Source organism: Wolbachia endosymbiont (group B) of Germaria angustata, assembly GCF_964026725.1.
Classification (GTDB): Bacteria; Pseudomonadota; Alphaproteobacteria; order Rickettsiales; family Anaplasmataceae; genus Wolbachia; species Wolbachia pipientis_C.
Genome location: NZ_OZ034691.1, coordinates 673141 through 694391 on the forward strand (window position 1 = coordinate 673141; position 21251 = coordinate 694391).

Annotated in this window: 21 protein-coding genes, 1 tRNA gene and 1 pseudogene; 11 read left to right on the top strand and 12 right to left on the bottom strand. The window is 32.6% G+C overall.

The features are described 5' to 3' along the window. Positions 1-74: 74 nt before the first annotated feature. Positions 75-1352 (bottom strand): adenylosuccinate synthase, encoded by a 1278-nt coding sequence (locus AAGD63_RS03325; RefSeq protein ID WP_341812996.1) that lies wholly within the window; start codon positions 1350-1352, stop codon positions 75-77. 180 nt (positions 1353-1532) lie between these two features. Between AAGD63_RS03325 and AAGD63_RS03330 the strand changes: the two genes are divergently transcribed. Beyond that, positions 1533-3056, top strand: a complete 1524-nt coding sequence (locus AAGD63_RS03330; RefSeq protein ID WP_341812997.1) for a hypothetical protein — start codon at positions 1533-1535, stop codon at positions 3054-3056. Positions 3057-3428: 372 nt separating this feature from the next. Here AAGD63_RS03330 and argB read toward each other — a convergent pair whose 3' ends face one another. Together argB and yihA are read right to left on the bottom strand one after the other, a co-directional pair. Then, positions 3429-4367: an acetylglutamate kinase gene (argB, locus tag AAGD63_RS03335; protein ID WP_341812998.1), complete on the bottom strand. Its 939-nt coding sequence runs from the start codon at positions 4365-4367 to the stop codon at positions 3429-3431. Continuing rightward, positions 4342-4938 (bottom strand): ribosome biogenesis GTP-binding protein YihA/YsxC, encoded by a 597-nt coding sequence (gene yihA, locus AAGD63_RS03340; RefSeq protein ID WP_410542030.1) that lies wholly within the window; start codon positions 4936-4938, stop codon positions 4342-4344. Before yihA ends, argB begins: the two co-directional genes overlap by 26 nt. Positions 4939-5048: 110 nt before the next feature. Here yihA and prfA point away from each other — a divergent pair, with 110 nt between their 5' ends. The 3 genes from prfA to AAGD63_RS03355 all read left to right on the top strand — a co-directional run bounded on the left by prfA (position 5049) and on the right by AAGD63_RS03355 (position 6703). Beyond that, the gene (gene prfA, locus AAGD63_RS03345) at positions 5049-6140 is read left to right on the top strand and encodes a peptide chain release factor 1 (RefSeq protein ID WP_341813000.1); all 1092 of its coding nucleotides are present in this window, start codon (positions 5049-5051) and stop codon (positions 6138-6140) included. Positions 6141-6324: 184 nt separating this feature from the next. Next, a complete protein-coding gene (locus AAGD63_RS03350) occupies positions 6325-6534 on the top strand; it encodes a hypothetical protein (protein WP_341813001.1) in 210 nt (69 codons plus the stop codon). Continuing rightward, entirely contained in the window at positions 6527-6703 is a 177-nt protein-coding gene (locus tag AAGD63_RS03355; RefSeq protein WP_225247200.1) for a hypothetical protein, read from the top strand. Before AAGD63_RS03350 ends, AAGD63_RS03355 begins: the two co-directional genes overlap by 8 nt. A 363-nt stretch (positions 6704-7066) precedes the next feature. Here AAGD63_RS03355 and AAGD63_RS03360 read toward each other — a convergent pair whose 3' ends face one another. Both AAGD63_RS03360 and AAGD63_RS03365 read right to left on the bottom strand, forming a co-directional pair. Continuing rightward, positions 7067-7996 carry an AEC family transporter gene (locus AAGD63_RS03360; protein WP_341813002.1) on the bottom strand — a complete coding sequence of 310 codons (930 nt, stop codon included), beginning with the start codon at positions 7994-7996 and terminating at the stop codon, positions 7067-7069. A gap of 253 nt (positions 7997-8249) precedes the next feature. Then, entirely contained in the window at positions 8250-8807 is a 558-nt protein-coding gene (locus tag AAGD63_RS03365) for a GNAT family N-acetyltransferase (protein ID WP_341813003.1), read from the bottom strand. 16 nt (positions 8808-8823) lie between these two features. Here AAGD63_RS03365 and AAGD63_RS03370 point away from each other — a divergent pair, with 16 nt between their 5' ends. Both AAGD63_RS03370 and AAGD63_RS03375 read left to right on the top strand, forming a co-directional pair. Next, positions 8824-9582, top strand: coding sequence for an MFS transporter (locus tag AAGD63_RS03370; RefSeq protein ID WP_341813004.1), 759 nt, complete (start codon positions 8824-8826; stop codon positions 9580-9582). Continuing rightward, complete coding sequence (locus AAGD63_RS03375) at positions 9561-9983, top strand: hypothetical protein (RefSeq protein WP_341813005.1); 423 nt, start codon at positions 9561-9563, stop codon at positions 9981-9983. Before AAGD63_RS03370 ends, AAGD63_RS03375 begins: the two co-directional genes overlap by 22 nt. Positions 9984-10423: 440 nt before the next feature. Here the strand turns inward: AAGD63_RS03375 and AAGD63_RS03380 are convergent. After that, a pseudogene (locus tag AAGD63_RS03380) lies at positions 10424-11252 on the bottom strand (Mur ligase domain-containing protein); the annotation flags it as partial. 26 nt (positions 11253-11278) lie between these two features. Between AAGD63_RS03380 and AAGD63_RS03385 the strand changes: the two are divergent. Next, the gene (locus tag AAGD63_RS03385; RefSeq protein WP_341813007.1) at positions 11279-11947 is read left to right on the top strand and encodes a septal ring lytic transglycosylase RlpA family protein; all 669 of its coding nucleotides are present in this window, start codon (positions 11279-11281) and stop codon (positions 11945-11947) included. A gap of 223 nt (positions 11948-12170) precedes the next feature. Here the strand turns inward: AAGD63_RS03385 and AAGD63_RS03390 are convergent, their stop codons facing one another. Further along, positions 12171-12806, bottom strand: a complete 636-nt coding sequence (locus tag AAGD63_RS03390) for a hypothetical protein (RefSeq protein WP_341813008.1) — start codon at positions 12804-12806, stop codon at positions 12171-12173. A 160-nt stretch (positions 12807-12966) separates the two neighbouring features. Here AAGD63_RS03390 and ubiH point away from each other — a divergent pair, with 160 nt between their 5' ends. After that, positions 12967-14124, top strand: a complete 1158-nt coding sequence (gene ubiH, locus AAGD63_RS03395) for a 2-octaprenyl-6-methoxyphenyl hydroxylase (RefSeq protein ID WP_341813009.1) — start codon at positions 12967-12969, stop codon at positions 14122-14124. A gap of 231 nt (positions 14125-14355) precedes the next feature. Here ubiH and AAGD63_RS03400 read toward each other — a convergent pair whose 3' ends face one another. Together AAGD63_RS03400 and AAGD63_RS03405 are read right to left on the bottom strand one after the other, a co-directional pair. Beyond that, a complete protein-coding gene (locus AAGD63_RS03400; protein WP_341813010.1) occupies positions 14356-15285 on the bottom strand; it encodes a gamma-glutamyl-gamma-aminobutyrate hydrolase family protein in 930 nt (309 codons plus the stop codon). 60 nt (positions 15286-15345) lie between these two features. Next, positions 15346-15418 (bottom strand) — tRNA-Phe (locus AAGD63_RS03405). Positions 15419-15492: 74 nt separating this feature from the next. Here AAGD63_RS03405 and coaD point away from each other — a divergent pair. Both coaD and AAGD63_RS03415 read left to right on the top strand, forming a co-directional pair. Continuing rightward, a complete protein-coding gene (gene coaD, locus AAGD63_RS03410; protein WP_341813011.1) occupies positions 15493-15999 on the top strand; it encodes a pantetheine-phosphate adenylyltransferase in 507 nt (168 codons plus the stop codon). Between the two features lie 71 nt (positions 16000-16070). Continuing rightward, positions 16071-16280 carry a zinc-finger domain-containing protein gene (locus AAGD63_RS03415; RefSeq protein WP_341813012.1) on the top strand — a complete coding sequence of 70 codons (210 nt, stop codon included), beginning with the start codon at positions 16071-16073 and terminating at the stop codon, positions 16278-16280. A gap of 14 nt (positions 16281-16294) precedes the next feature. Here AAGD63_RS03415 and AAGD63_RS03420 read toward each other — a convergent pair whose 3' ends face one another. The 3 genes from AAGD63_RS03420 to AAGD63_RS03430 form a co-directional block, all read right to left on the bottom strand. Continuing rightward, positions 16295-16921, bottom strand: a complete 627-nt coding sequence (locus AAGD63_RS03420; RefSeq protein WP_341813013.1) for a phosphatidate cytidylyltransferase — start codon at positions 16919-16921, stop codon at positions 16295-16297. Then, entirely contained in the window at positions 16911-17606 is a 696-nt protein-coding gene (uppS, locus tag AAGD63_RS03425) for a polyprenyl diphosphate synthase (protein WP_341813014.1), read from the bottom strand. The genes AAGD63_RS03420 and uppS overlap by 11 nt, the downstream gene beginning before the upstream one ends. A 235-nt stretch (positions 17607-17841) precedes the next feature. After that, complete coding sequence (locus AAGD63_RS03430) at positions 17842-19515, bottom strand: hypothetical protein (protein WP_341813015.1); 1674 nt, start codon at positions 19513-19515, stop codon at positions 17842-17844. A 151-nt stretch (positions 19516-19666) separates the two neighbouring features. Between AAGD63_RS03430 and odhB the strand changes: the two genes are divergently transcribed. Beyond that, entirely contained in the window at positions 19667-20839 is a 1173-nt protein-coding gene (gene odhB, locus AAGD63_RS03435; protein WP_341813016.1) for a 2-oxoglutarate dehydrogenase complex dihydrolipoyllysine-residue succinyltransferase, read from the top strand. The last annotated feature ends 412 nt before the right edge of the window (positions 20840-21251 follow it).

Here is a 21251-nt window from a genome sequence, read left to right on the forward strand (position 1 = left end):
GCTACTTTGCATAATAGATTGCTTGAAGTCACACAAGTATCGTTTTTTATTAGATAAAAGTTAACAAGACGTTTTCATAGATTTTTAAGCTTAATAACATCCTCTCTATTGGGACTAGTTGAAATTAGATGAATTGATACGCCTATTAATTCTTCTATTTTTCTCACATATTTCATCAAATTTGCAGGTAATTCCTTAACTGACCTTTTGCCTTGAGTTTTCTCTTTCCAACCAGGAAATTCTTCATATATTGGCTCTAATTCTTTTTGTATTGAATGTGATGCGGGTAAATAATCATACATTTTTCCGCCATACTTATAACCAGTGCCTATTTTAATAGTATCAAAAGAATCAAGAATATCTAATTTGGTTAATACAATGCTTGAAACTCCAGAGAGTTGTACGGCCTGGCGCACTAAAACTGCGTCAAACCATCCGCAGCGCCTTCTTCTATTGCTTACTGTTCCAAGTTCCTTACCTATAGAAAATAAGCTGTCTCCAATCTCGTTATTTTGTTCAGTAGGAAATGGACCATTACCCACTCTTGTTGTATACGCTTTTGCTACACCAATAATGTGTGCATTGTAGGATAATCCTGAGCCTGTTATCGCTTGAGATGCTACGGTATTACTTGAAGTAACAAAAGGGTAAGTTCCGTGGTCGATATCTAAAAATGCGCCTTGAGCGCCTTCAAATATTATTTTCTTACCTTCTTTCATAAAATCATTTAGTATCTTCCACACAGGTTTTTTATATAAAAGAATTTTTTCTGAAATCTCTTGAATTTCCTTTAATATTTCTTCTTTTTTAACTACCTGGTAGTTAAGTCCTTTTCTGATAGCATTATGGTAACTCAGGAGAGCGTCCACTCTTTGATTGAGCTCATCTGTGTTTTCTAAGTCACAAAGGCGTATAGCTCTCCTGCCAACTTTATCTTCATAACATGGCCCTATCCCTTTGTTTGTTGTACCAATTTTGTGATTTACGTTTAAATCTTCAAATAGCTTTTCCTTGTCCTTATGTACGCTAAGTATTAATGGACAGCTCTCGGATACCATCAAGTTGTTATAGTTTACGTCCACTCCTTTAACTTTCAATGACTCTATTTCTGAGACTAGAGCATGTGAATCAAGAGCAACACCGTTTCCTATAATAGATATTTTGTCCGCTCTCAAAACAGCAGAGGGCAGTAAATTTAATTTATAAACCTCATCATCTATTACTATAGTGTGCCCTGCATTATTTCCTCCCTGAAATCTCACAACTACATCTGCATTCTCAGAAAGATAATCTACTATTTTACCCTTGCCTTCGTCACCCCATTGCAGACCAACAATTACAATATTATTCATCACTATTTTCTAGATTAATACGTAAATATTAATGCAGCATGCTACAAATGAAAAGAGAAATCTACGCCTTTCCTATATCTCTAAAATAAAGAAATATACTATCGATTTTCTTAATATATTATCAAATTATTCATCATTATATGTTACAACTTACAGCATATTTATAGTAAGGTGTTAATTATGAAAGAGGCAAAGAAGAGTCCGGTAGTTAAATTAAAGGCCACAGCTAAAGAATTCAATTTTAGTAAATTAAGAGCAGATCAAGATAATAAATTAGCGAATTCCGGTGAAACAATGTTCTTAGATTTTCAAAGAATGAATTTTATTATTAATGAAAAAGAAATAGATAAAAATTTTATTATTGCATTTAAGGAAGGAGTTAAAGATTATAAAAATGAGATTTTTAACCGTGATAATTTTGATAACCTCTCTGAAGAAGGTAAAGCTTTTATGAAACCAGCACTTAAGGAGCTTGATCAAGATAGACTATCTGAAGTTTGGGAAAATCATTGTAATAGCCCTACAGTTGGTGATGAAAAAAAAATTGATGAATATAGAAAGGAATTTGAGAGATTTTATAACGCAGGGAGAAGCTCTTATCATCTATTCTCCAAAAAAGATTACCGTTCATTAGCAAAGGAAATTTTTAAGGAAATGTTTAGATACGCTGGAGCAAGGGTTCCAAGTGATGCTATTTTAGAAGAGTTAGTCACCAATTGTAATCAAGCAGGGTATGGGGCTGGTATATTTAATGAATCTCATGCCGCACTCAGTAGTTGTAATTTGACTCCACACAGTCCTAAAAAAGTGCTAAACATTTACTGCACTGATCACAACCGCATAAAAGTGACGTCTGATATGGCAATACCTATAACCACGATTGACAATCCGGAAGAGAAAATATGTGACCTATCCAGCTCATTAGAATTTACACTTGAGTCTCAATATGGTGAAGAACTTGTAAAATATGGAGATGGTAAATTATCACTTACTATTCCTGAAGAGTTGAAAAACTATAAAGACAATGGCAAGACCTTGTTTGACACTATTAAAGAATATTTTCAGAAATTCTGTGCAAAATTAGGATTTAAACCTAAGGCAAAAATACAAATAGAGCATAGCTTAGGTACTCAAATCAAAGTAAACAACTATTTAGATGGTACAATATCTACTACAGGATCGGATGCAAATGAAAAATTTACCAATCTTTTAAAGAAAAATCTCAGAGAGAGGTTATTGGGATCAGGAGTTGCTCTAGGAGGTGAAGATGTTGATGATATTATTGAAGTCAGAGTATCTTCAGTTATGGATCTACTGCGTGATTATAATAAATTGGAAGATAATAAAGAAAACAGAGAGTTATTAATAAGTGAAGTAGCAGATAATTTAGGGCTTTCCACTCAAGATAAAACAGCATCAGAAGTATTGATGGAATTAAACTCTTTACCTTCTTCGATAAAAGGTCAGGTTAATCATAATCAAGTGCAGTTTGTTGTAAATATTTTTACCAATTTAATTGTTGAAGGAAAAAGCGAAGTATACAAAGAAAAAAATGCAATTGATGCAATTCATCAGAAGATAGATAAGGCAATTGTTGATCAAGAAAAAAGAGCAACCAACAAACAAGATATAGAAAATAATAAATGGACAGATAAAATAAAAAAACAGAGATTATCTATGGAATCACATGGGCATTTGCATTAAGGGTACTGTGTACAGAGGCGTAGTATGCTCAATTTTCGCCTTTCACATTTAAAGCACTCAAATTGACCAAACACACTCAATCCAAAGCGTTTATAGATTCGATGTCTTGAGTAACTTGACGCAGAGAGAATTGTATACCTTAGTCAACTTTTCTATCGGTATCCATAAGGTAAATCATTATTTGAGTGTTACACCCAAGCCCTCTTTATTTTCCTCTGTTATCAAGCTAAAAATACCATTTGGTTTCATTATGTATACGAAACTATTATGCTTGCAAGAAAAAAAACCTAAAAAACTGGAAAAGAGAATAGGAATTTGACATAAGCTACTCCCAAATTTTTAATGTTTATATGGTTATAAGTAGTACAGCTATTAATCATCCATTATTGATATACCTGAATTATTCTTAGTAAATAAATCAAGTATAATGTTAGGTACTCTACCATCAATTATGTGAACAACCCCTGCACATTCTTCTACCATTTTAGTATATGACATAAGCCTTTCAATAAATTTTTCTCCTTTAATTTTTCCACAATCAACCGATTCTTTTAAATTTTTAATCAAGACTCTTCTATTGCCAACTTTGTTTATTTCTTCATCTGTATCACTCAAGATTATCATTTTAGATGCGTAAACTGCAAGTGCAATTGCACTTGCAGTGCTATCAGTATCAATATGATATGTTTCTCCATTTTTTCCATAACCGATAGGTGCAATAACTGGTATAGAATCTGATTCTTCAATAAAGAATAATATATCAGGATTGATTTCAGTTGGTCTACCGATAAATCCCATGTCTAGTATTTTTTCAATATTATTTAATCTATTTTCCCTAAGCGTAGTGCTTATCTTTTCAGCTTTTATGAGGTTGCCATCTTTTCCACATAGTCCAATAGCTGAACCACCAGCAGAATTTATATGCTGAACAATTTTTTTATTAATTGAACCACACAGTGCCATTTCAATGATTTTCATAGTGCTTTTGTCTGTAAGTCTGACACCATTTATAAACTTATCATTCATACCTAGCATTTTTAACACTAAGTTAATTTCATATTCTCCGTCATGAACTACCACCGGATTTATACCAAGCTGTTTCAACAGAACAACATTATGCGCAAAAGCACTAAGCAGCGTTTCATCTGAGATTATTACACTGCCGCATTTGATGATAAAAGTTTCGCCTACAAATTTAGGTATGTTAGACAGAACTTCAAATAATATCTCTGTTTTTTCCTTCAATGGCATCTTACCATTTAAAGATTCATCACTTTTCATTTTTTTATCTTGTAAATTTGAAAAACTCATCTCTTACCTTGGTGATTTTATGCTTAACACGAATGCTTATTTGATGAATTGATACATGTTCATTATTAAACCACTTTTGAGTATTTTCTAGAATAGCATCTAGACTTTCCTGATTCACTTTATCTATTTTTGTTAGCACAATATTAAAGTTAATATTATTACATATTAACCAATAAACAAAGTCTTTGTCTATTTCTTTTAATCCTACCTTGCTATCTATAAGCACAAACACTCTTTTTAGATTTCTCCTGTGAATTAGATAGTACTCAATTAGGTTTAAGTATTGTACTGCTTCTTCCTTGCTTGCACAAGAATAGCCATAACCCGGTAGGTCGACAATCCTAAACTTATCATTGTACATAGAGTAAAAATTTATTTGTCTAGTGCATCCAGGTTTAGAAGAAACTCTTGCAGCTTTTTTGCTGTTTATCAGCAAGTTGATCAAACTTGATTTTCCTACGTTTGATCTACCAGCAAATGCAATCTCTGGAGCCGACTCATCTGGTAATGATTTTTTGTCTGAAGCTCCAAATATGAAGCTGCAGATTGATGTTATCTGTTTTGCCATTATACTTAGGTAGAAATATTCAAGACAATTATAGTGTTATTGCTTGATATAAGAAATTTTTTATTTCAGTATATATTACTTACTTAAACAGCTGAAAACTAGACCTGTACTATATGGATATAGAGAATAATTTACAAGACTTAAAAAAAAAGTTTTCTGATGTAGAGAGAAATCTGGAAAACCCTACCAATTTGAGTCAAAAAGAATTCGTTAGTTTTTCAAAGGAATACTCTGAACTCAGACCAATTATTGAGATAATCGATGAATATAATATATTAAAGGAGGAAATTTCAGATTTAGAAGAAATCATGAAAGATGAGAACAGCGATGGTGATATAAAAGAGTTAGCAAAAGAAGAACTTCTTGAGAAGCAAAAGATACTATTACCGAAAGTAAAAGCAAAACTAAAGTTAGCATTATTACCCAAAGATGAAGATGACTCAAGAAATGCAATATTAGAAATTAGAGCAGGCACAGGCGGAGAAGAAGCAGCATTATTTGCAGCGATGTTATTTCGTATGTATCAAAAATATGCAGAAAGAAGAAATTGGAAGTTTGAGCCAATAAGTATTTCTAATACAGGTATAGGTGGCCATAAGGAAGCTTCTGCACTCATTAATGGAACAGAAGTTTTTGCAAGACTGAAATTTGAGTCAGGGGTGCACAGAGTACAAAGAGTGCCAGAAACTGAATCCTCAGGAAGATTGCACACTTCCGCAGCTACTGTTGCAATATTACCTGAAGTAGAAGAGGTTGACTTTGAAATAGAAGAAAAAGATTTACGCATAGATGTTTATAGATCCAGTGGTCCTGGAGGGCAATCAGTGAATACAACTGACAGCGCAGTAAGGGTCACCCACTTGCCAACAGGGATAGTTGTAATACAGCAAGATGAAAAATCCCAGCACAAAAATAAGGCTAAAGCGTTCAAAGTGTTGAGAGCAAGGCTATACGAAATTGAAAGACAAAAAAAAGAAATGGAAAGGTCAACAATGAGGAAAAGCCAAATTGGTTCTGGAGATCGCTCTGAACGTATAAGAACTTATAACTTTCCACAATCAAGAATTACAGACCATAGAATTAATCTGACTTCACATCGATTAGAACAGATTATAAAAGAAGGTGAACTAGATGAATTTATTGAGGCATTGATTTCACGAAATGAAGCAGAAAGGTTGACTGGAGGGGGTAATGTTACTTTTTGATGGAAATTTGAAACAAAGCATAGGTATCAGGTTAAAAAGAAGTAAAGTTAGTTGTTCATAAGGTTGACAATTATTTAAATTTATGCTGTAATTGGCAGCTCTATAACTTACAGAAACTATGGAAGTTGACTTTAATCAATATGTTAATAGTAACACCTTAGAGTGAAATAATCTATATGTATATATGGAGAAGCTAGTAAACTTTTTACAGAAAAAGCAAAATATTACAAGCTTGACTTTATCTAATTGTTATATTGATGCTCAGTGCGGAGAAGTTTTAAATGAAGCATTAGAGAATATTAATCTTCCAAATATTACTGAGTGTAAATTAACTTCTAGCATTATTGGCGCAGAAGGCTCAATAGCAATCACTAAATTGTTAAAGAATGGGTAACTTTCCAAATCTTGTTAAACTTGATTTAATTTCTAATGATATTGATGTTGAAAGTAGAATAATATTAATGAGTGCGCTAAGGGGTGGTAGTTTTTCAAATATTAAAGAATTTAATTTACTTTATGACGACGTTTGCAACGAAGGCATAGCAGCATTACGTGAATCATAGAACAACAATATGCTTCCAAATCTTATTAAGTTTAGTTTTTCCTTTAGTATTACTAATGATAACAAAGATATGGAAATGTCAAGCGAATACCTATTCGGTTAATAGCATCATATAGAAAAAGGCAAGTTACATTTATTTGTTGCTGCTCATAGAACATCCAAATTCAACTATAGACCTGCTAAAAGGTGTAGGAAATCTTACTGCTATTGACATTATTGCGAAAATTCCATCAATTGATAACTTCCTATTCTGTGTAAAAAAATAAGAAAGGAGAGGAAAAAAGGATTAGTTTCTTTTATGATTATCCAAGAAGTCTAGTCTAAATTCAAGTTTTGTGAATAGGCCTAGCGCTTAAATTTTTGATCAAAAAGGGACAAGTTTAGTAAAAAATAATGATATTATAAGTGGAACATAAAATAGTCCCACTGCAGTACTAATTAGGAGCAATAAAGTAGCTTTATCTGGTTGGTAATTTAAAATATTAGCAAGTATTATACTGGATCCAGAAATTGGAATAATAGCCAGTAACATCAGTGCTTTATAGATGCTTTCATCATATATACCTGTAACATGCTTGTCTAGTAAGACAATTCCCAAAACAAATAACGGCCAGAATATGTACTTTGCTACAATAGTGGTCAAAGCAAGCTTCCAATCTACTTTAAAATTTGTAATTTGTGCAATACTTACTCCAAGCAGCACCATTCCTAATGTGATAAATGTACTTCTGATATTTATCATAACATCTGTCAAAAAAGTGGGTATTTGTATATCATATATACTTAAAAAGAAGCCTAGAATCATCGCATATAATGAAGGAAGTTTGAGTAACTTTAATACGCATTCTTTTGCAGTATAGATACCATTTGCAGCTATATAAAATCCCAAGCTATTTTCAAATAGTGCCATTCCTATGTAACAGACAACATACACAGACACTGAATCTTCATCAAATAAAGCCATGGCAATCGGTAGACCAAAATAACCCATGCTTGTGCTGCCCGAGCTAAACGCTAATATGTTTCTCGTGTTGTCCTTAAATAAAAAAGAAGAAAGATAATACACTGATAAGGACATAGTACTACCTATAAACCATATCAAAATCGGCAGAGAAATTACTTTTAAATTAACTTCTGTATGAGATACTCCGTATAAAATCACTATTGGATTAGCTATATAAAAGAGTATTTGAGATATAGTACTTCTATCAATTTTAAGATATCTTCCTGCTAAGTAACCAATAAGTATTGTAATGTAAATAGGTAATATTTTGAGGAAAAGAGTGAAGAACATACTAGCCTATTGTGATATCTTTGCTGATAAAGTGATATTAGATTTTAAGGTATTGTAAAAGCAAATAAAATTTATTTTCCAATTAATCAAGTTCATAGTTAGTTAAAAAAGATTCACTGAGTGCCAAAATTTGTTCTTATATAGGACTTAATAATGATATTTTTATGATTAAATTATGTTAAGTTTATATAAAGCTCCTTGTATATTTTTATAAACCACTTGTAGTAATTTAGGTAGATTGTTGAAAAAACACTCATCTTGAATGGTTCTCAGGAATTCTTGCCTTAATCATTAAAATCGCACTATTACTTTCCATATTTTTTTTAAAGCCAACTTTTTCGTAAACACGGATTGCACAAACATTTGCTATACCTGGGTCGACAAAGGCATTCTCATAAACTTTAAAGACAAATTTGTTTAAAAATATATTCAAAGCTTGTGAACCAACTCCTTTACCTACATAATTCAGCTCTCCGATATACCAGTCTATAGCAGCACAACTTTCTGGAAGTTCTAAAGTGTTATAGATCTGTTCAGGTGGGAAATCATGTTTGTTGTAATATTGAATATAACCAATATCAACTCCATCACAATTAATAATGAATGCGTGCATTGGTTTTTCAATAATTTGTGTCTTAAATTTCAAACGTTTGAATCCTTTAACGTAGTTGCTATATTTTTTCTCAATTAACTCTGGTGTCCAATTTATATCCGCATCCCACCACTTCTTTATATGGGGCGTTTCTACCCATTTTAATAATAGTGAAAAATGTTCTTCTTTCAACGCTTTAAATGTGATATTTTTATTCATTAATTAAAGATTTTAAGTGTTACTACCGTTTTTATTAATTCTATCTCTAATTGCTAAGTTCATTGAAATTGATATTTCTGTACCTAGTTTTCCTGATATAGTACGCTATTTTAACGTACTGGAAGGCACAATTCAATTAACTATTGCTTATAATTTTTTAGGCGTTTGCATAGGAGGGTTATTTTTTGGTCCATTGTCTGAATGCTATGGCAGAAGAAGGATGATGATCATAGGCAACACTTTGCTACTCATCGGTGCTGTTGGCTGTGTTTTTGCGCTGTCAGTTTCTTGGCTTTTAATCTCTCGCTTTATTCAAGGCATTGGTGTTAGCACATCTGTAGTTGTGTTTGCAATTATTGCAGACAGCTATAAAGGCAACGAAGCAGTAAAATTTATTGGAATCATGAATTCTATTATCACAGTTCTCATAGCAATTGCACCAGTATTAGGCAGTTTCATCAACAAAATTGTTGGGTGGCGTGGCAACTATGCAAGTGTTGCAATACTTTGTTTCATCTCTTGGGTTTTGCTGCTTTTTCTGTTACCAGAAACAAAAAAGGACCGTGATATTTTTAGTCTAAAAAAAATGATGAAAGACTATAAAAATTATTATCAAGTTCAAAATTTATGGTGTTGTCTTTGGCACAGAGCCTTTTTTCTGCGGCTTATATGTCATTCATTACTTGTGGCCCTTTTTTGTATATGGAAACTTTTGGTTTATCCAGCACTATTTATGCGCTACATCAAGGTGCAATGGTTGGGTCTTTCTCACTAATTAGCCTGTTTTCCAGTAAGATCTTAAAGAAACTTGGAGCAATTTGGTGTGTAATTTCCGGTACAGGCGTAATTGCTATTGGATCCCTATCACTTTTAATATTCAGTATAATCATGCCCAGTGCTTACTACTTAGTAACGCTGTCTATGGTTATTTTTTGTATTGGCTGTGGAATTTGTCAAGCAGTCATTTTCAATGCATCATTAAATATTTTCCCTGAAATGAAAGGCACAACTTCTTCTGCAATTTCATTTATTAGAGCTTCTATCATGGCTATTTTTATCGGCTTAACAAGCTACGTTTACGATGGTCAAGCAACCAGTGTAGCTATTCTTGTCTTTTTTGCAGTAGTTCTAATTTACTGTCTATTTATTGTTTTCAAGGTCTGGAAAAATCTATAATTACCATATAGATCCTTCTCATTTCTAGTTATTGCGGTAATATGTATTGTAACTTTGTCGGCTGCTCTAGATGTATCTCTTCCAAATCACCTAATCTATATTAGTTAAAGAGTATTATCTTGCTCATGCGTCTAAAGTTTGAGAGCCAATTTTCAGCAATCCAATCAAATTCCAATTTTTTTCAAACAACTGTTTCTTGCTATTTTTGTACCTTAAAAAATTTAGCTTACTTTTACGCTAGCTTGTTCAAATAGCATTAGTACGATTTACTTTTTTTGAATGTAGAGATTTTCTAGGGATTGTCCTCTTAAATTCTATAGTATCTTGTTTAACATTGAAACGAGAATCCAGTTTCAAGCATTGAGGTGATGAAGAAAGGGCTGCTTTTATTCCACCCCTCTCAACTACTCGAGTAGTGGACAATGGAATACGATTACTTTCGTTTATACTAATCAGCACGTCAAATTCTATGCTATTATTGTGTTGTTTGATGTTGCTAGCTCTAATTTTACCATTTCCAAACCAAAACTTTATAGAATTACTCGCATCATGATTGATGTCTGCAGAATCAGGCAAAATAGTAAAATTCGCGTTGTTTACAAATCTAGAAAACGCATTTTTGATGTCGTTAAATGTACCGTAATGGTCTATATGGTCGTCATTAATACTTGTTACAACAGCAATATCTGCAGGAATTTTTAACATAGTTCCATCAGACTCATCAGCCTCAATTAAGAAAATGTCACTTTTGCCAAGTTTTGCATTACTCTGATAGGAATTTAATATTCCTCCAACAATTACAGTGGCGTCAGCACCAGAATGATCAAAAATGGAAGCAATCATAGCTGTCGTCGTCGTCTTGCCACTTGAACCTGAAACTGCTATCACATATTTACCTTTCATAATTTTAACCAGCATGTCTGACCTATGCAAAACGGTTTTATTGTTATTTCTTGCTGCAACTAGCTCCACATTATCAGGTTTTATTGCGGAAGAATGTACAACTATTTGAGCTTGTCTAATACTACTTGCATTGTGACCAATATAGACCTCTATACCTAATTTTTGTAACCTATCTATATTGTCGTTTGATTGCGTATCACTGCCTTGAACTTTATAACTGGAATTATGAAGAATTTCAGCAATTGCGCTCATTCCAATTCCACCTATACCGATTATATGTATTACTTCTTTTTTAGTGCTGTGCATATTTGGCAGTAGACGTTTACTTATTACTAAATTTATTATAGTATAATTTAAAACCCTCATGGTATCGAACCATTTCACTAAGTACAATGATAAAAAAACTAGCCTTTCTATGTCTAATATTCGTTTTGATGAGTAGTTGTAGTTTTAGCAATAGGTCTAATCACACCGCAGGTCATTATAAAATTGGCAATAGCTATACAATAAATGGTATCACCTACCACCCAAAATACTGTAGCTGTTATGAGGAAGTAGGAATAGCATCGTGGTATGGAATAGAAGATCATGGCACAATTACAGCTAACGGTGAAGAGTTTAATCGTCACTTGATTTCTGCAGCACATAAGACCTTGCCCCTACCCTGCTTTGTTCGTGTTACTAATTTAGAAAATGGAAGAAAGCTTGTTATAAGAGTTAATGATAGAGGGCCATTTGTTGAAGGTAGAATAATAGACTTGTCAGAAAAAGCAGCACAAGTTTTAGGACTTCATAAGTCTGGGCTTGCGAAGGTAAAAGTCGAGTACTTAAGAAAGAGGTCAGAACAATTGATACAAAATACTCCTCATTACAAAAGGCAATATGAAAAAGAAATGCAGAAACGTCACCCAAAACAAAACAATGCAGAAAGTAAGGGATATGTAGCATTTTTTGTAAACGCTCAGGTAGCTAAATCAGCTGCATCAAAGATTCGTAATCAAGGAATAGAAAATGTTAGATTGCTTTTCAAGAATGATCAATATTGCGTAAAAGTAAGTTAAAACCTGCATTACAGATTGTGTAGCATGCCAGAAACTATTTGACAAATGAGAATGTTCCAAAAGCATGTGCGTAAAGTTGAGAAACTATCGTGAAATATAGCAATATTTAAGATTGGTATTTTATTTGTTACATTTCAGGTAGTGACAGCTACCTCAGCCATAGCTGTAAAAAATAATCTACCACTTAAGAAATTTCATTAAAAAATAGCATAATCTTATTTCTCTAAAAAATACTATCTTCAACTTGAATATGTTGAAAAATATTTTGCGTATTATCCAAAAAGTCATCCTTTATAGCAGCTAGCTCGGATTGTTTTTGAGATAGATTATCTTCTATTGTTCTATTAAAACAATCAAGATCATTGCACTTTAGTTGAGAGCGCATGTCTCCATTTTCATATAAACCTCGTATAACGTCATAATATGCTCGAGTTTCATCAGTTTCTGGTTGTTGCTTTTCTTTGAGTATTGCCTTTAATTTTGAATCTATGTCTAATTCTCTTTTTATAGCTTCAGTAGCATTTTTATGATATTTTTCATAATCTTCAAAACTTTTTAATATTTTACCTTTTATTTCATTTTGTAACATCTTTAGCAAATCTTTAGCATGAGGTTTTTCAATTTTTTCCTTCCACTCATCATACGTATATTCTTGTCGACTACCATATTTTGTATCTTGACACTCACTTCCTATGTTAAACAGCTCTTTGTTACAGATTTTATCACCCTTATAAAAGTAATCGCTTATATTAATTTTATCGCTAGTTAAAGTTTGTCTAATTGCTGCTTTATTTTCTGCAAGTTCTTCTCTGTACTTGCTAATGCAATTTAGTAATTCTTTTTTGCAATCTGTAGTCATAATCTAGCTCCTTTAATAAAATTAGACCTAATTTAGTGTAAAATAATTAATATTTATTACTATTTTGGTTATAACTAAGATAGTAATGAGAAGTTCAGTGTCTACAAAGTTCGTTTAAACTATTTTCAAAATGGGTAGAATGTAATTTTAGGTAAATAAAATGAATTACGATGTAATCATTTCAGGTAGTGGGCTGATTGGTCTTATTACTGCTATTGGCCTTAGTAATGACTCTATATCTGTAGCCGTAATTGAGAAAAATAGTTTGCCACGTGCAGTTGATGATAATCGAGCATTCGCTATTTCTCAAGGTTCAAAAAAAATACTAGAAAAATTAGGGATTTGGCAGTTCTTAGAGAGTGAAGCTGAACCAATACTTGATATATGCATATTAGATGGAGATAGTCCATTTACTGTGCATTATGACCATAAAATGGTTGGTGAAGAACCAATGGGTTATGTAATCAAGAGCGCTATTATATGGAACGCAATCAATAATAATTTTTTGCATAAACTCAATATATATTCTCCACGTTCCTATAAAACAATTGCTTGTGACGAAGGATACGTGGAAGTTACTCTTGATAATGATCAAAAATTGATATCATCGCTATTTATCTGCGCTGAAGGTAAAAACTCTAAGCTGCCAGAGTTGTTTTCTATACCAATGATAAAATTTGATTATAAACAAAATAGCATGGTATTTAATGTAAAACATGAACTACATCACCAAAACTTAGCTGTAGAGCGGTTTTTTCCTGGTGGTCCATTTGCAATTTTGCCAATGAAAGGTGGCTATACTTCTTCAATCGTTTGGACAGAAAAATGCGAAATTTCAAAAATGCTGATGAGCTTATCTGAAGCGGAGTTTATCATAGAACTCAAAAAAAGATTTGGTTCTTATTTGGGAGAAATTGAGTTAGAGGGTGAAAGAAGATTCTATCCTTTGAGTTTTTCTTTTGCAAGAAAGCTGCATAAAAGCAGAATTTTGCTGATTGGCGATGCAGCACATTCAATCCACCCGGTTGCAGGTCAAGGACTTAACCTTGGAATGAGAGATGTAGAGAGTGTTATTAGACAAATAACTGCTGCAAAATCCTCTGGCATTGATGTTGGTAGTAACTATCTATTGAAGAAAATTTCACGTGATAGATACTTTGATAATTTTACTATGGCACTTGCAACTGATGGACTAAATAGAATATTTTCCAACAGAATACTTTGCGCTCAAGTTCTGAGAAATCTTGGTTTAATGGTAGTTGAAAATTCAGATTTTCTTAAAAAAAGCTTCGTTCGACATGCTATGGGTTTTATATAAATCATTAGATTTCTTTCATCATAATCAGGTGTCATTCAAGTAGCTGACACTGGAGCTCAAATTCCATAATGTCATGCCAGTGCCCAGACACTGGCATCCAGAAAAATTTATAAGCAAACTTGAGCTTATGCTAAATTTGATGAAATGAAAAACTGGATTCCAGCGTCACGCACTGGAATGACAAGAAAAAGGGTACTGGCATGACATTAGATGATTTTCCTTATTTTAGCATTAAATGCGATGAAGAAAATCATTTATAATCGCTATAGCAACTAGTGTTGAAATCTGACGTACCTTTTGGCTTGACAAACGAGAGTTTTTATCTGATTTGACAACAAGGGCTTCTAGATGACTTTGAAAGTAAATATTACCATGCTTATCTTCGATAGCTTCTATTACCCCGTCATTGGCAAATGCTGCAATTTTATATCCAAGTAGCTCTAGCCTTCTTCTATTCTCTGTAGTATTACTTACTGTACCTGAGTGAGCATTCGGAAAATAAGTTGAAAACCAGCCATTTTGATTAGGTAGTAAAAATCTAGCTACCACTTTTTCCAAACGACTACCTGGAACAATTTTTATCTGCTGAAGAGGTATATTCTCTTTTTGTGCTGATTTTAAATGATTCTTCTCATCATTAACAACATTTGTTACTTCAATTTCTTTTGCATACATAATGTCTTGTAAACCACCGCATATGGCAAGCAAATGAATTGTAGGATTGTCATCTACTATTTTTACAATTGCTTCATTCACAAGCTGGCGGTAAGGGTTAAGAGCTGAATGAAAGTTATCTGAAATAAATATTCTGTTTATCTTTTGCTTTTTGATAAATTTTGCAACTTCAACTTTTATTCGATCTAGTATCAGCTTTTTTGCCAATATTTCATCTTGTTTTGCAAACTCTTCTTGGATTTCTTTTAGATTAATTATTTTGTCGTAGTCAATGAATATAGTTTTAACCCCAAAATTATTGAATATCTCATAGATATTTTGAGATTCATCTGTTTTCAATAAACCAACAATTATATTATAATTTACTGCATTCTCTGCTGTCAAAGCAGATGGTTCTTTGTTTGCTTTTTCACTATAAGCGATATTACTTAATAGTAGAAATGTAATTAATAGTATATTAAATATTCTATTGTAACATTTATACATTATTTCCTAAATAATTATATTAATACTATAATATACTATAGAACATTAAGAAAAAGAATGTGGCCTGAGCAGGAATCGAACCAGCGACACAAGGATTTTCAGTCCTTTGCTCTACCAACTGAGCTATCAGGCCAACTACGTACTTTCATTTTTAGACAAAAAACGTTATCATGTCCATCAAAAGTTTTTGAAGTATAGAAACAAAGAATGAACATTAATAACAAAATAGGAATTTATCCTGGTACATTTGATCCTATAACTTTGGGGCACCTTGACATAATAAAAAGAGCATGTAAGCTAGTCGATAAGTTAGTAATTGGTGTTGCAGAAAATGTTAACAAACATACTAGTTTCAACATAAATCTACGCACAAGCATGGCTAAAAATGAAGTGAAAGGACTAGGAATTGACGCAGATGTCATATCTTTCAATGGATTATTAATGAATTTTGCCAAAGAGCAAAATGCTTCTGTTATTATCAGGGGGCTCAGAGCAGTATCAGATTTTGATTATGAATTTCAAATGAGCTGGGTAAACTATAAACTCCTTCCTGAAATCGAAACTATATTTCTTCCTGCATCTGAAGATACTCAATTTATCTCATCAGGTTTTGTGAAAGAAATAGCGAGATTAGGAGGAGATGTTAGCAATTTTGTATCAAAAAGTGTCCAAAGCGAATTGATTAATCTAAATAGGGTAAAAAATGGAGAATAAATATTTGTTGTTTTCTCCACTTCAAAGCGGTTATGCTCGATGTACAAAATACTATAAAATAAAGGAGCAGTATGTCAGAAGTGAGGGATAATAATCTAATAGTTTGCTGCCGTGGTGATGAGAATGATAATGGTTCTGTTCATCCAGTAGTATATTTACATAAAGAAGGAGAAATGTATTGTCCTTATTGCAGTAAGCCCATGAGTGAAATAGTAAGCTCCGAAGAATTTCAATTTGTTGAGGTGAAAGCAGTGAATAAAAAGGAAAGGACCAAAGGTTAATAGCACTTCATTCTTTAGCTTATGTAAATAGCAATAAAAGGGGCAGTAAAGATGAAACTGTCCATACGGTCAAGTACTCCTCCATGGCCAGGTATTATACCTCCACTATCTTTAACATTGTAAACTCTTTTCATGAGTGATTCAGTAAAGTCTCCAAGTTGGGCTAGAATAGCAATTGTAACGCCAATTATTGGGGAATAGAAAATTGGAAATAAACTCAAAAATATTGAGCCAAAAATTGTACAAAATACTCCAGCTAAAACTGCACCTAAAAGCCCTGACCAAGTCTTTCCAGGACTAATAATTGGGCAAATTTTAGCACCACCAAAGTTTTTACCAAATAGGTAAGCGGTAATATCGATGCTCCAAATGGTTAAGATAAGCCATATTAATTCATATTTTCCCTGTGGTAGATTATATAAGTATATCAGCGATGCATTTGGTAGTGCAATTAGTAGTAATGCAAAAATGTATAAGATACTATTGCCTTTAGTTAGGTTATACCATTCAAAAGAAGATAGAACCGCAATTGAAAAAATTAGTAGATAAAATGATAAATCACTGAAATATGTAGCAAAAGAAAATATCAGTAATATTACTATTGAAGACAGTGTTCTCACCATAAAATTATTATCTACCATATTTTTTCTCTCTCTTTGTATAATCTGCTAATGCTTTACTCAAATCTTGACAAGAAAAATCAGGCCACAAAGTATCACAAAAATACAATTCAGCATAAGCTGCTTGCCATAGTAAAAAATTGCTTAACCTTTTCTCGCCACCAGTGCGAATTAATAAATCCAATTTTGGTAAATCTTTAGTATAAAGAAATTTTTCAAATTCCTCTTCCAATACGCAATCAATATTTCCTTTTATGACGTTGTTGATAGCATGTATAATTTCCTGCTTTGCTCCATAACTAACTGCAATAGTGAGTAATAGACCATCGTTCTTATGTGTCACTTCTTCTGCTTTTTTGATTTGATCGAATATTTTACTGGGCAATAGACTTAAATTGCCAATAAAATTTAACTTAATGTTACAATTGTAAATGAATTTCATTTTATCTTCATTAGTTAAAGTGGAGTAAAATAAATTAAATAGGTAGTCTGTTTCGTTTTCAGATCTGAGCCAATTTTCCATGGAAAATGCATACAAAGTTAAGTAAGGTATGGCCAGGACTGTGCAATGCTTAGCAATATCAAATGCAACTTCACTGCCTTTTCTATAACCATCAATTTTTACCATTCCTTGATTCTTTGCCCACCTACCATTACCATCCATAATAATTGCTAGATGTTTTGGCAGAGATTCTAGATTCAACATTTGAATTCAACCTGTTCTAATTAGCTTAATGTCTATATCTCTGTATGAAACGTTCACTATATCCACTTAAAACTATATTATTACTGAAAAATCATTGATAGTCTATATTATAAAAATTTTCTGAACCTCGGTGTCAGCTGCCAGTGATTTTACCAAGAAAATATAGTAAAAATAGTCTGATATAGATGGTTTTACGATATAGTAAAATTATTATAAATAAATGAATTTAGTGTTATTAGAAATACCTAGCTCTTTTATGTGGATTGATATTCTCAATAACCTGCTCTAAAGATAAATTATATAATTTTGACACAGGTTCTTTGCATTCAATATATCTTTCAAATGTAAGGAATGGTACAAGTGAATTTATATTTATGTCCTGCTCTTGAGGAAGATCTTTACCGCCTAAGATAATCCCTGGGAAAGGATATTGAGTATATATACTCAGCTCTTGGGGAACATATTTAATTATATCTTCGTAAATACGTTCCTTGTTGTTCAAGTAATCGATATTAATATCTGTAATTTTACCAGCTTTACGCAGGAGTATAGCAAGCCTCAAAGTCGACTTTACGCTAGGTTTAAAATTTTTAAATATATTAACAAATACCTTACCAGTAACATTATCTGTTATTGCTTTTAGCTCTTGAGTGGTAACAGAATTGATGCCCTTAACAGCGTTTTGATCTTCTAGTACTTCTATAATATCCTGAAGACTAAACTTCTCAAATATGAGTTCTGATTTCTCAGGAGCAATATTTTCTAGTACTTTTATAATATCTTGAAGACTAAACTTCCGAAATATGAGTTCTAATTTCTCAGGAGTAATCGAATTGATGCAATCAACAATTTTCTGATTTTCTAGTAATTCTATTTTATCTACACAGTTAAGCTTATCACTATAAAATATGAGTCGAAATTTTTCAATGTTAAAAGAAATGATATTCTCAACAACCTCCTGATTTTTTAGTAGTCTTATAATATCGCTAAGAAGAAACTTATCATTACAAAGTATGAATTGAAGTTTTTCATAATCAATAAAATTGATGTGCTTAACAAGCTCTTGATTTTCTAGCAAACGTATAATCTTGTGACTGCTACTAGCATACTTGCTACTATTAAACTTATCACTATTATGAATGAGTTCAAATTTTTCATAATCAATAAAATAGAGGTATTCAACAACTCTTTGATTTCCTAATAACTCTATAATATTTTCACCACTAAACTTATCACTCTTGAGTATAAGTTGAAGCTTTTTATCATCAAGAGAGTTAATTAGATCAATAGAACTCGAATCTTTTAGTAATTCTGTAACATTTTGCTCACTAAGCTTACCATCACTCTCAACTATCATCCATTGAATAAAACGGATATTCCTAATAGCATTTTGATTGTCTAGTGGTACTCCCACATCTGCATCGTTGCAAAACTGAACATCATCAACACGTTTTTCATTAGTTCCTTTATCTCCTAATGCTTCTTTAGCGAAGTTATTCGGATCATTTTTTTCATCTTCCTCGTAATCAAAATTATCATAATATCCATAATCTTCTTCATTCTCCTCGCCATCACTACTGTCAAATTCACTACTGCGAACCTCTTCACCTTTTAGTATTTCTAGAATATTGTGCTCCGAAGGTGCATCATTTAGCATGGACCTAAACATTTCATCATCATAATCGTTGATGTGATTAACAATGCTTTCATCTAATAGTAATTCTTCAATACCTTTGTGACTAAACTTATTATGATACTTGCATAAGATTTTAAGCTTACTGTAATCCATTGAATTGATACCATCAACAACTCTTTGATTTGATAGTAATTCTCTGTTATAAGTCTTACATATCAGTTGAAGTTTTTCGTTATATAAGTCTTCTGCATTGCCTGCCTTATCAAAATCCATAATCTTATTTCAATTTACTTAGTATTTTAATTTTGCATGTATTAGGAGGAAATAATCAAGCATTATGATAAAAGGCCTAATGAATTTATTAGTTTATTTATGTTTCTTTTCATGTATAAATTTATAGAAAGTTTTATGTAGAAGTTATTTTATGAGCAAAATTATAGAAATTAGAGCGCCAAAAACTCTTGGTGGTGAATCGGTTACGGAAGGTATAGTAAAAATAAAGAAAAATATCGGTGAAGCAATAAAAGTAGATGACTTGATCTTTGAAATTGAGACTGACAAAACAGCACTAGAATTAACTGCAGAAGCTTCAGGACAAATAACCGAATTTCTTGTGAAAGAAGATGATGTAATCAGCCCTGATCAATTATTGGCAAAACTTTCTGTAGGAGAAGTAAAAGAAGAAGTGAAAAAAGAAGATAAAGGCGAAAGCCCTGATAAAAAAGATGCCCCTTCAGCTCGTAAAATTATGGAAGAAAATGCAATTAGTGCAGAAAATGTAAAAGGAACTGGCATGGGAGGCAGAATAACTAAAGCGGATGTGATAGACCATATGAGTAAGGCTGAACAACCTGCGGTAAAACAATATGAATCGCCAAAAAGCGTAGCAAGTGGAGAGAGAAGAGAAGAACGAGTAAAAATGAGCAAAATAAGGCAAGTCATTGCTGCTCGTTTGAAAGCATCGCAAAATACTGCTGCAATACTGACCACGTTCAATGAAATTGACATGAAAAACGTCATGGATCTGAGGGCAAAGTATAAAGAAACTTTTGAAAAGAAATATGGAATAAAACTGGGTTTCATGTCGTTTTTTATAAAGGCAGCAGTGCAAGCACTAAAAGAAATTCGTGAGATTAACGCTGAGATTTCAGGTGATGAAATTGTATATAAAAATTACTATGACATAGGTGTTGCTGTTGGCACTGACAAAGGTCTTGTTGTACCAGTTATTCGTGATACTGATCAAATGTCATTTGCCGAGATTGAATTGACTTTAGTTGCTCTTGGCAAAAAAGCACGAGAAGGTAAGCTGCAAGTATCGGAAATGGAAGGTGCAACATTTACTATCTCAAACGGTGGTGTATACGGTTCACTTCTTTCTACTCCAATAATCAACCCTCCCCAATCTGGAATACTTGGCATGCACTCAATACAAAATAGGCCAGTTGCTGTGAGTAGCTCAATTGAAATCAGACCTATGATGTACATTGCCCTCTCTTACGACCACAGAATAGTTGATGGTAAAGGAGCAGTTACTTTCCTTGTTAAAATCAAAAATTACATAGAAGATCCAAATAGATTGGTTTTGGAAATTTAAACAGATTAAAAAACGACAAGTAAGTTTTTCTGAAGTTTTCAAGTTGGGTGTTACAGTTGTACAAACATTTGCAAAGGTAACTCATACGAAAAATGGTCAGTGTTTACTGTACGAGAACTGTGATTTAGGACTAAAAAATGCGAGTAGCCCCTTTGGTGTTATCCAAGTACTGGGATCCAGATTGCAAGTAATGCATTAGGTTGGGTGAGTGTTATAGAATGATGGTGTCATTCCAGCGCGTGAAGCTGGAATCCAGAAAAATTTACAAAGCTTATGCTAAATTTGATGAGATTAAATGAAAACCAGCATCATGCGCTGGAATGACATCATTTACTATGTGCCAAATTGAAATGTTCGTAAAGTTGTGTGTGTGGTCCACCAAGGGGTGTCAGCTACTTGCATGACACTATCT

What these genes read in the sequence shown, in the direction of transcription:
- argB (WP_341812998.1), bottom strand. Translation starts at nt 4,367, where the DNA reads ATGAGTTTTTCAAATTTACAAGATAAAAAAATGAAAAGTGATGAATCT.
- AAGD63_RS03430 (WP_341813015.1), bottom strand. Translation starts at nt 19,515, where the DNA reads ATGGATTTTGATAAGGCAGGCAATGCAGAAGACTTATATAACGAAAAA.
- AAGD63_RS03390 (WP_341813008.1), bottom strand. Translation starts at nt 12,806, where the DNA reads ATGACTACAGATTGCAAAAAAGAATTACTAAATTGCATTAGCAAGTAC.
- AAGD63_RS03365 (WP_341813003.1), bottom strand. Translation starts at nt 8,807, where the DNA reads ATGAATAAAAATATCACATTTAAAGCGTTGAAAGAAGAACATTTTTCA.
- AAGD63_RS03385 (WP_341813007.1), top strand. Translation starts at nt 11,279, where the DNA reads ATGATAAAAAAACTAGCCTTTCTATGTCTAATATTCGTTTTGATGAGT.
- odhB (WP_341813016.1), top strand. Translation starts at nt 19,667, where the DNA reads ATGAGCAAAATTATAGAAATTAGAGCGCCAAAAACTCTTGGTGGTGAA.
- prfA (WP_341813000.1), top strand. Translation starts at nt 5,049, where the DNA reads ATGGATATAGAGAATAATTTACAAGACTTAAAAAAAAAGTTTTCTGAT.
- coaD (WP_341813011.1), top strand. Translation starts at nt 15,493, where the DNA reads ATGAACATTAATAACAAAATAGGAATTTATCCTGGTACATTTGATCCT.
- AAGD63_RS03350 (WP_341813001.1), top strand. Translation starts at nt 6,325, where the DNA reads ATGGAGAAGCTAGTAAACTTTTTACAGAAAAAGCAAAATATTACAAGC.
- AAGD63_RS03325 (WP_341812996.1), bottom strand. Translation starts at nt 1,352, where the DNA reads ATGAATAATATTGTAATTGTTGGTCTGCAATGGGGTGACGAAGGCAAG.
- AAGD63_RS03400 (WP_341813010.1), bottom strand. Translation starts at nt 15,285, where the DNA reads ATGTATAAATGTTACAATAGAATATTTAATATACTATTAATTACATTT.
- AAGD63_RS03355 (WP_225247200.1), top strand. Translation starts at nt 6,527, where the DNA reads ATGGGTAACTTTCCAAATCTTGTTAAACTTGATTTAATTTCTAATGAT.
- AAGD63_RS03360 (WP_341813002.1), bottom strand. Translation starts at nt 7,996, where the DNA reads ATGTTCTTCACTCTTTTCCTCAAAATATTACCTATTTACATTACAATA.
- AAGD63_RS03330 (WP_341812997.1), top strand. Translation starts at nt 1,533, where the DNA reads ATGAAAGAGGCAAAGAAGAGTCCGGTAGTTAAATTAAAGGCCACAGCT.
- ubiH (WP_341813009.1), top strand. Translation starts at nt 12,967, where the DNA reads ATGAATTACGATGTAATCATTTCAGGTAGTGGGCTGATTGGTCTTATT.
- uppS (WP_341813014.1), bottom strand. Translation starts at nt 17,606, where the DNA reads ATGTTGAATCTAGAATCTCTGCCAAAACATCTAGCAATTATTATGGAT.
- AAGD63_RS03415 (WP_341813012.1), top strand. Translation starts at nt 16,071, where the DNA reads ATGTCAGAAGTGAGGGATAATAATCTAATAGTTTGCTGCCGTGGTGAT.
- AAGD63_RS03375 (WP_341813005.1), top strand. Translation starts at nt 9,561, where the DNA reads ATGGTTGGGTCTTTCTCACTAATTAGCCTGTTTTCCAGTAAGATCTTA.
- AAGD63_RS03420 (WP_341813013.1), bottom strand. Translation starts at nt 16,921, where the DNA reads ATGGTAGATAATAATTTTATGGTGAGAACACTGTCTTCAATAGTAATA.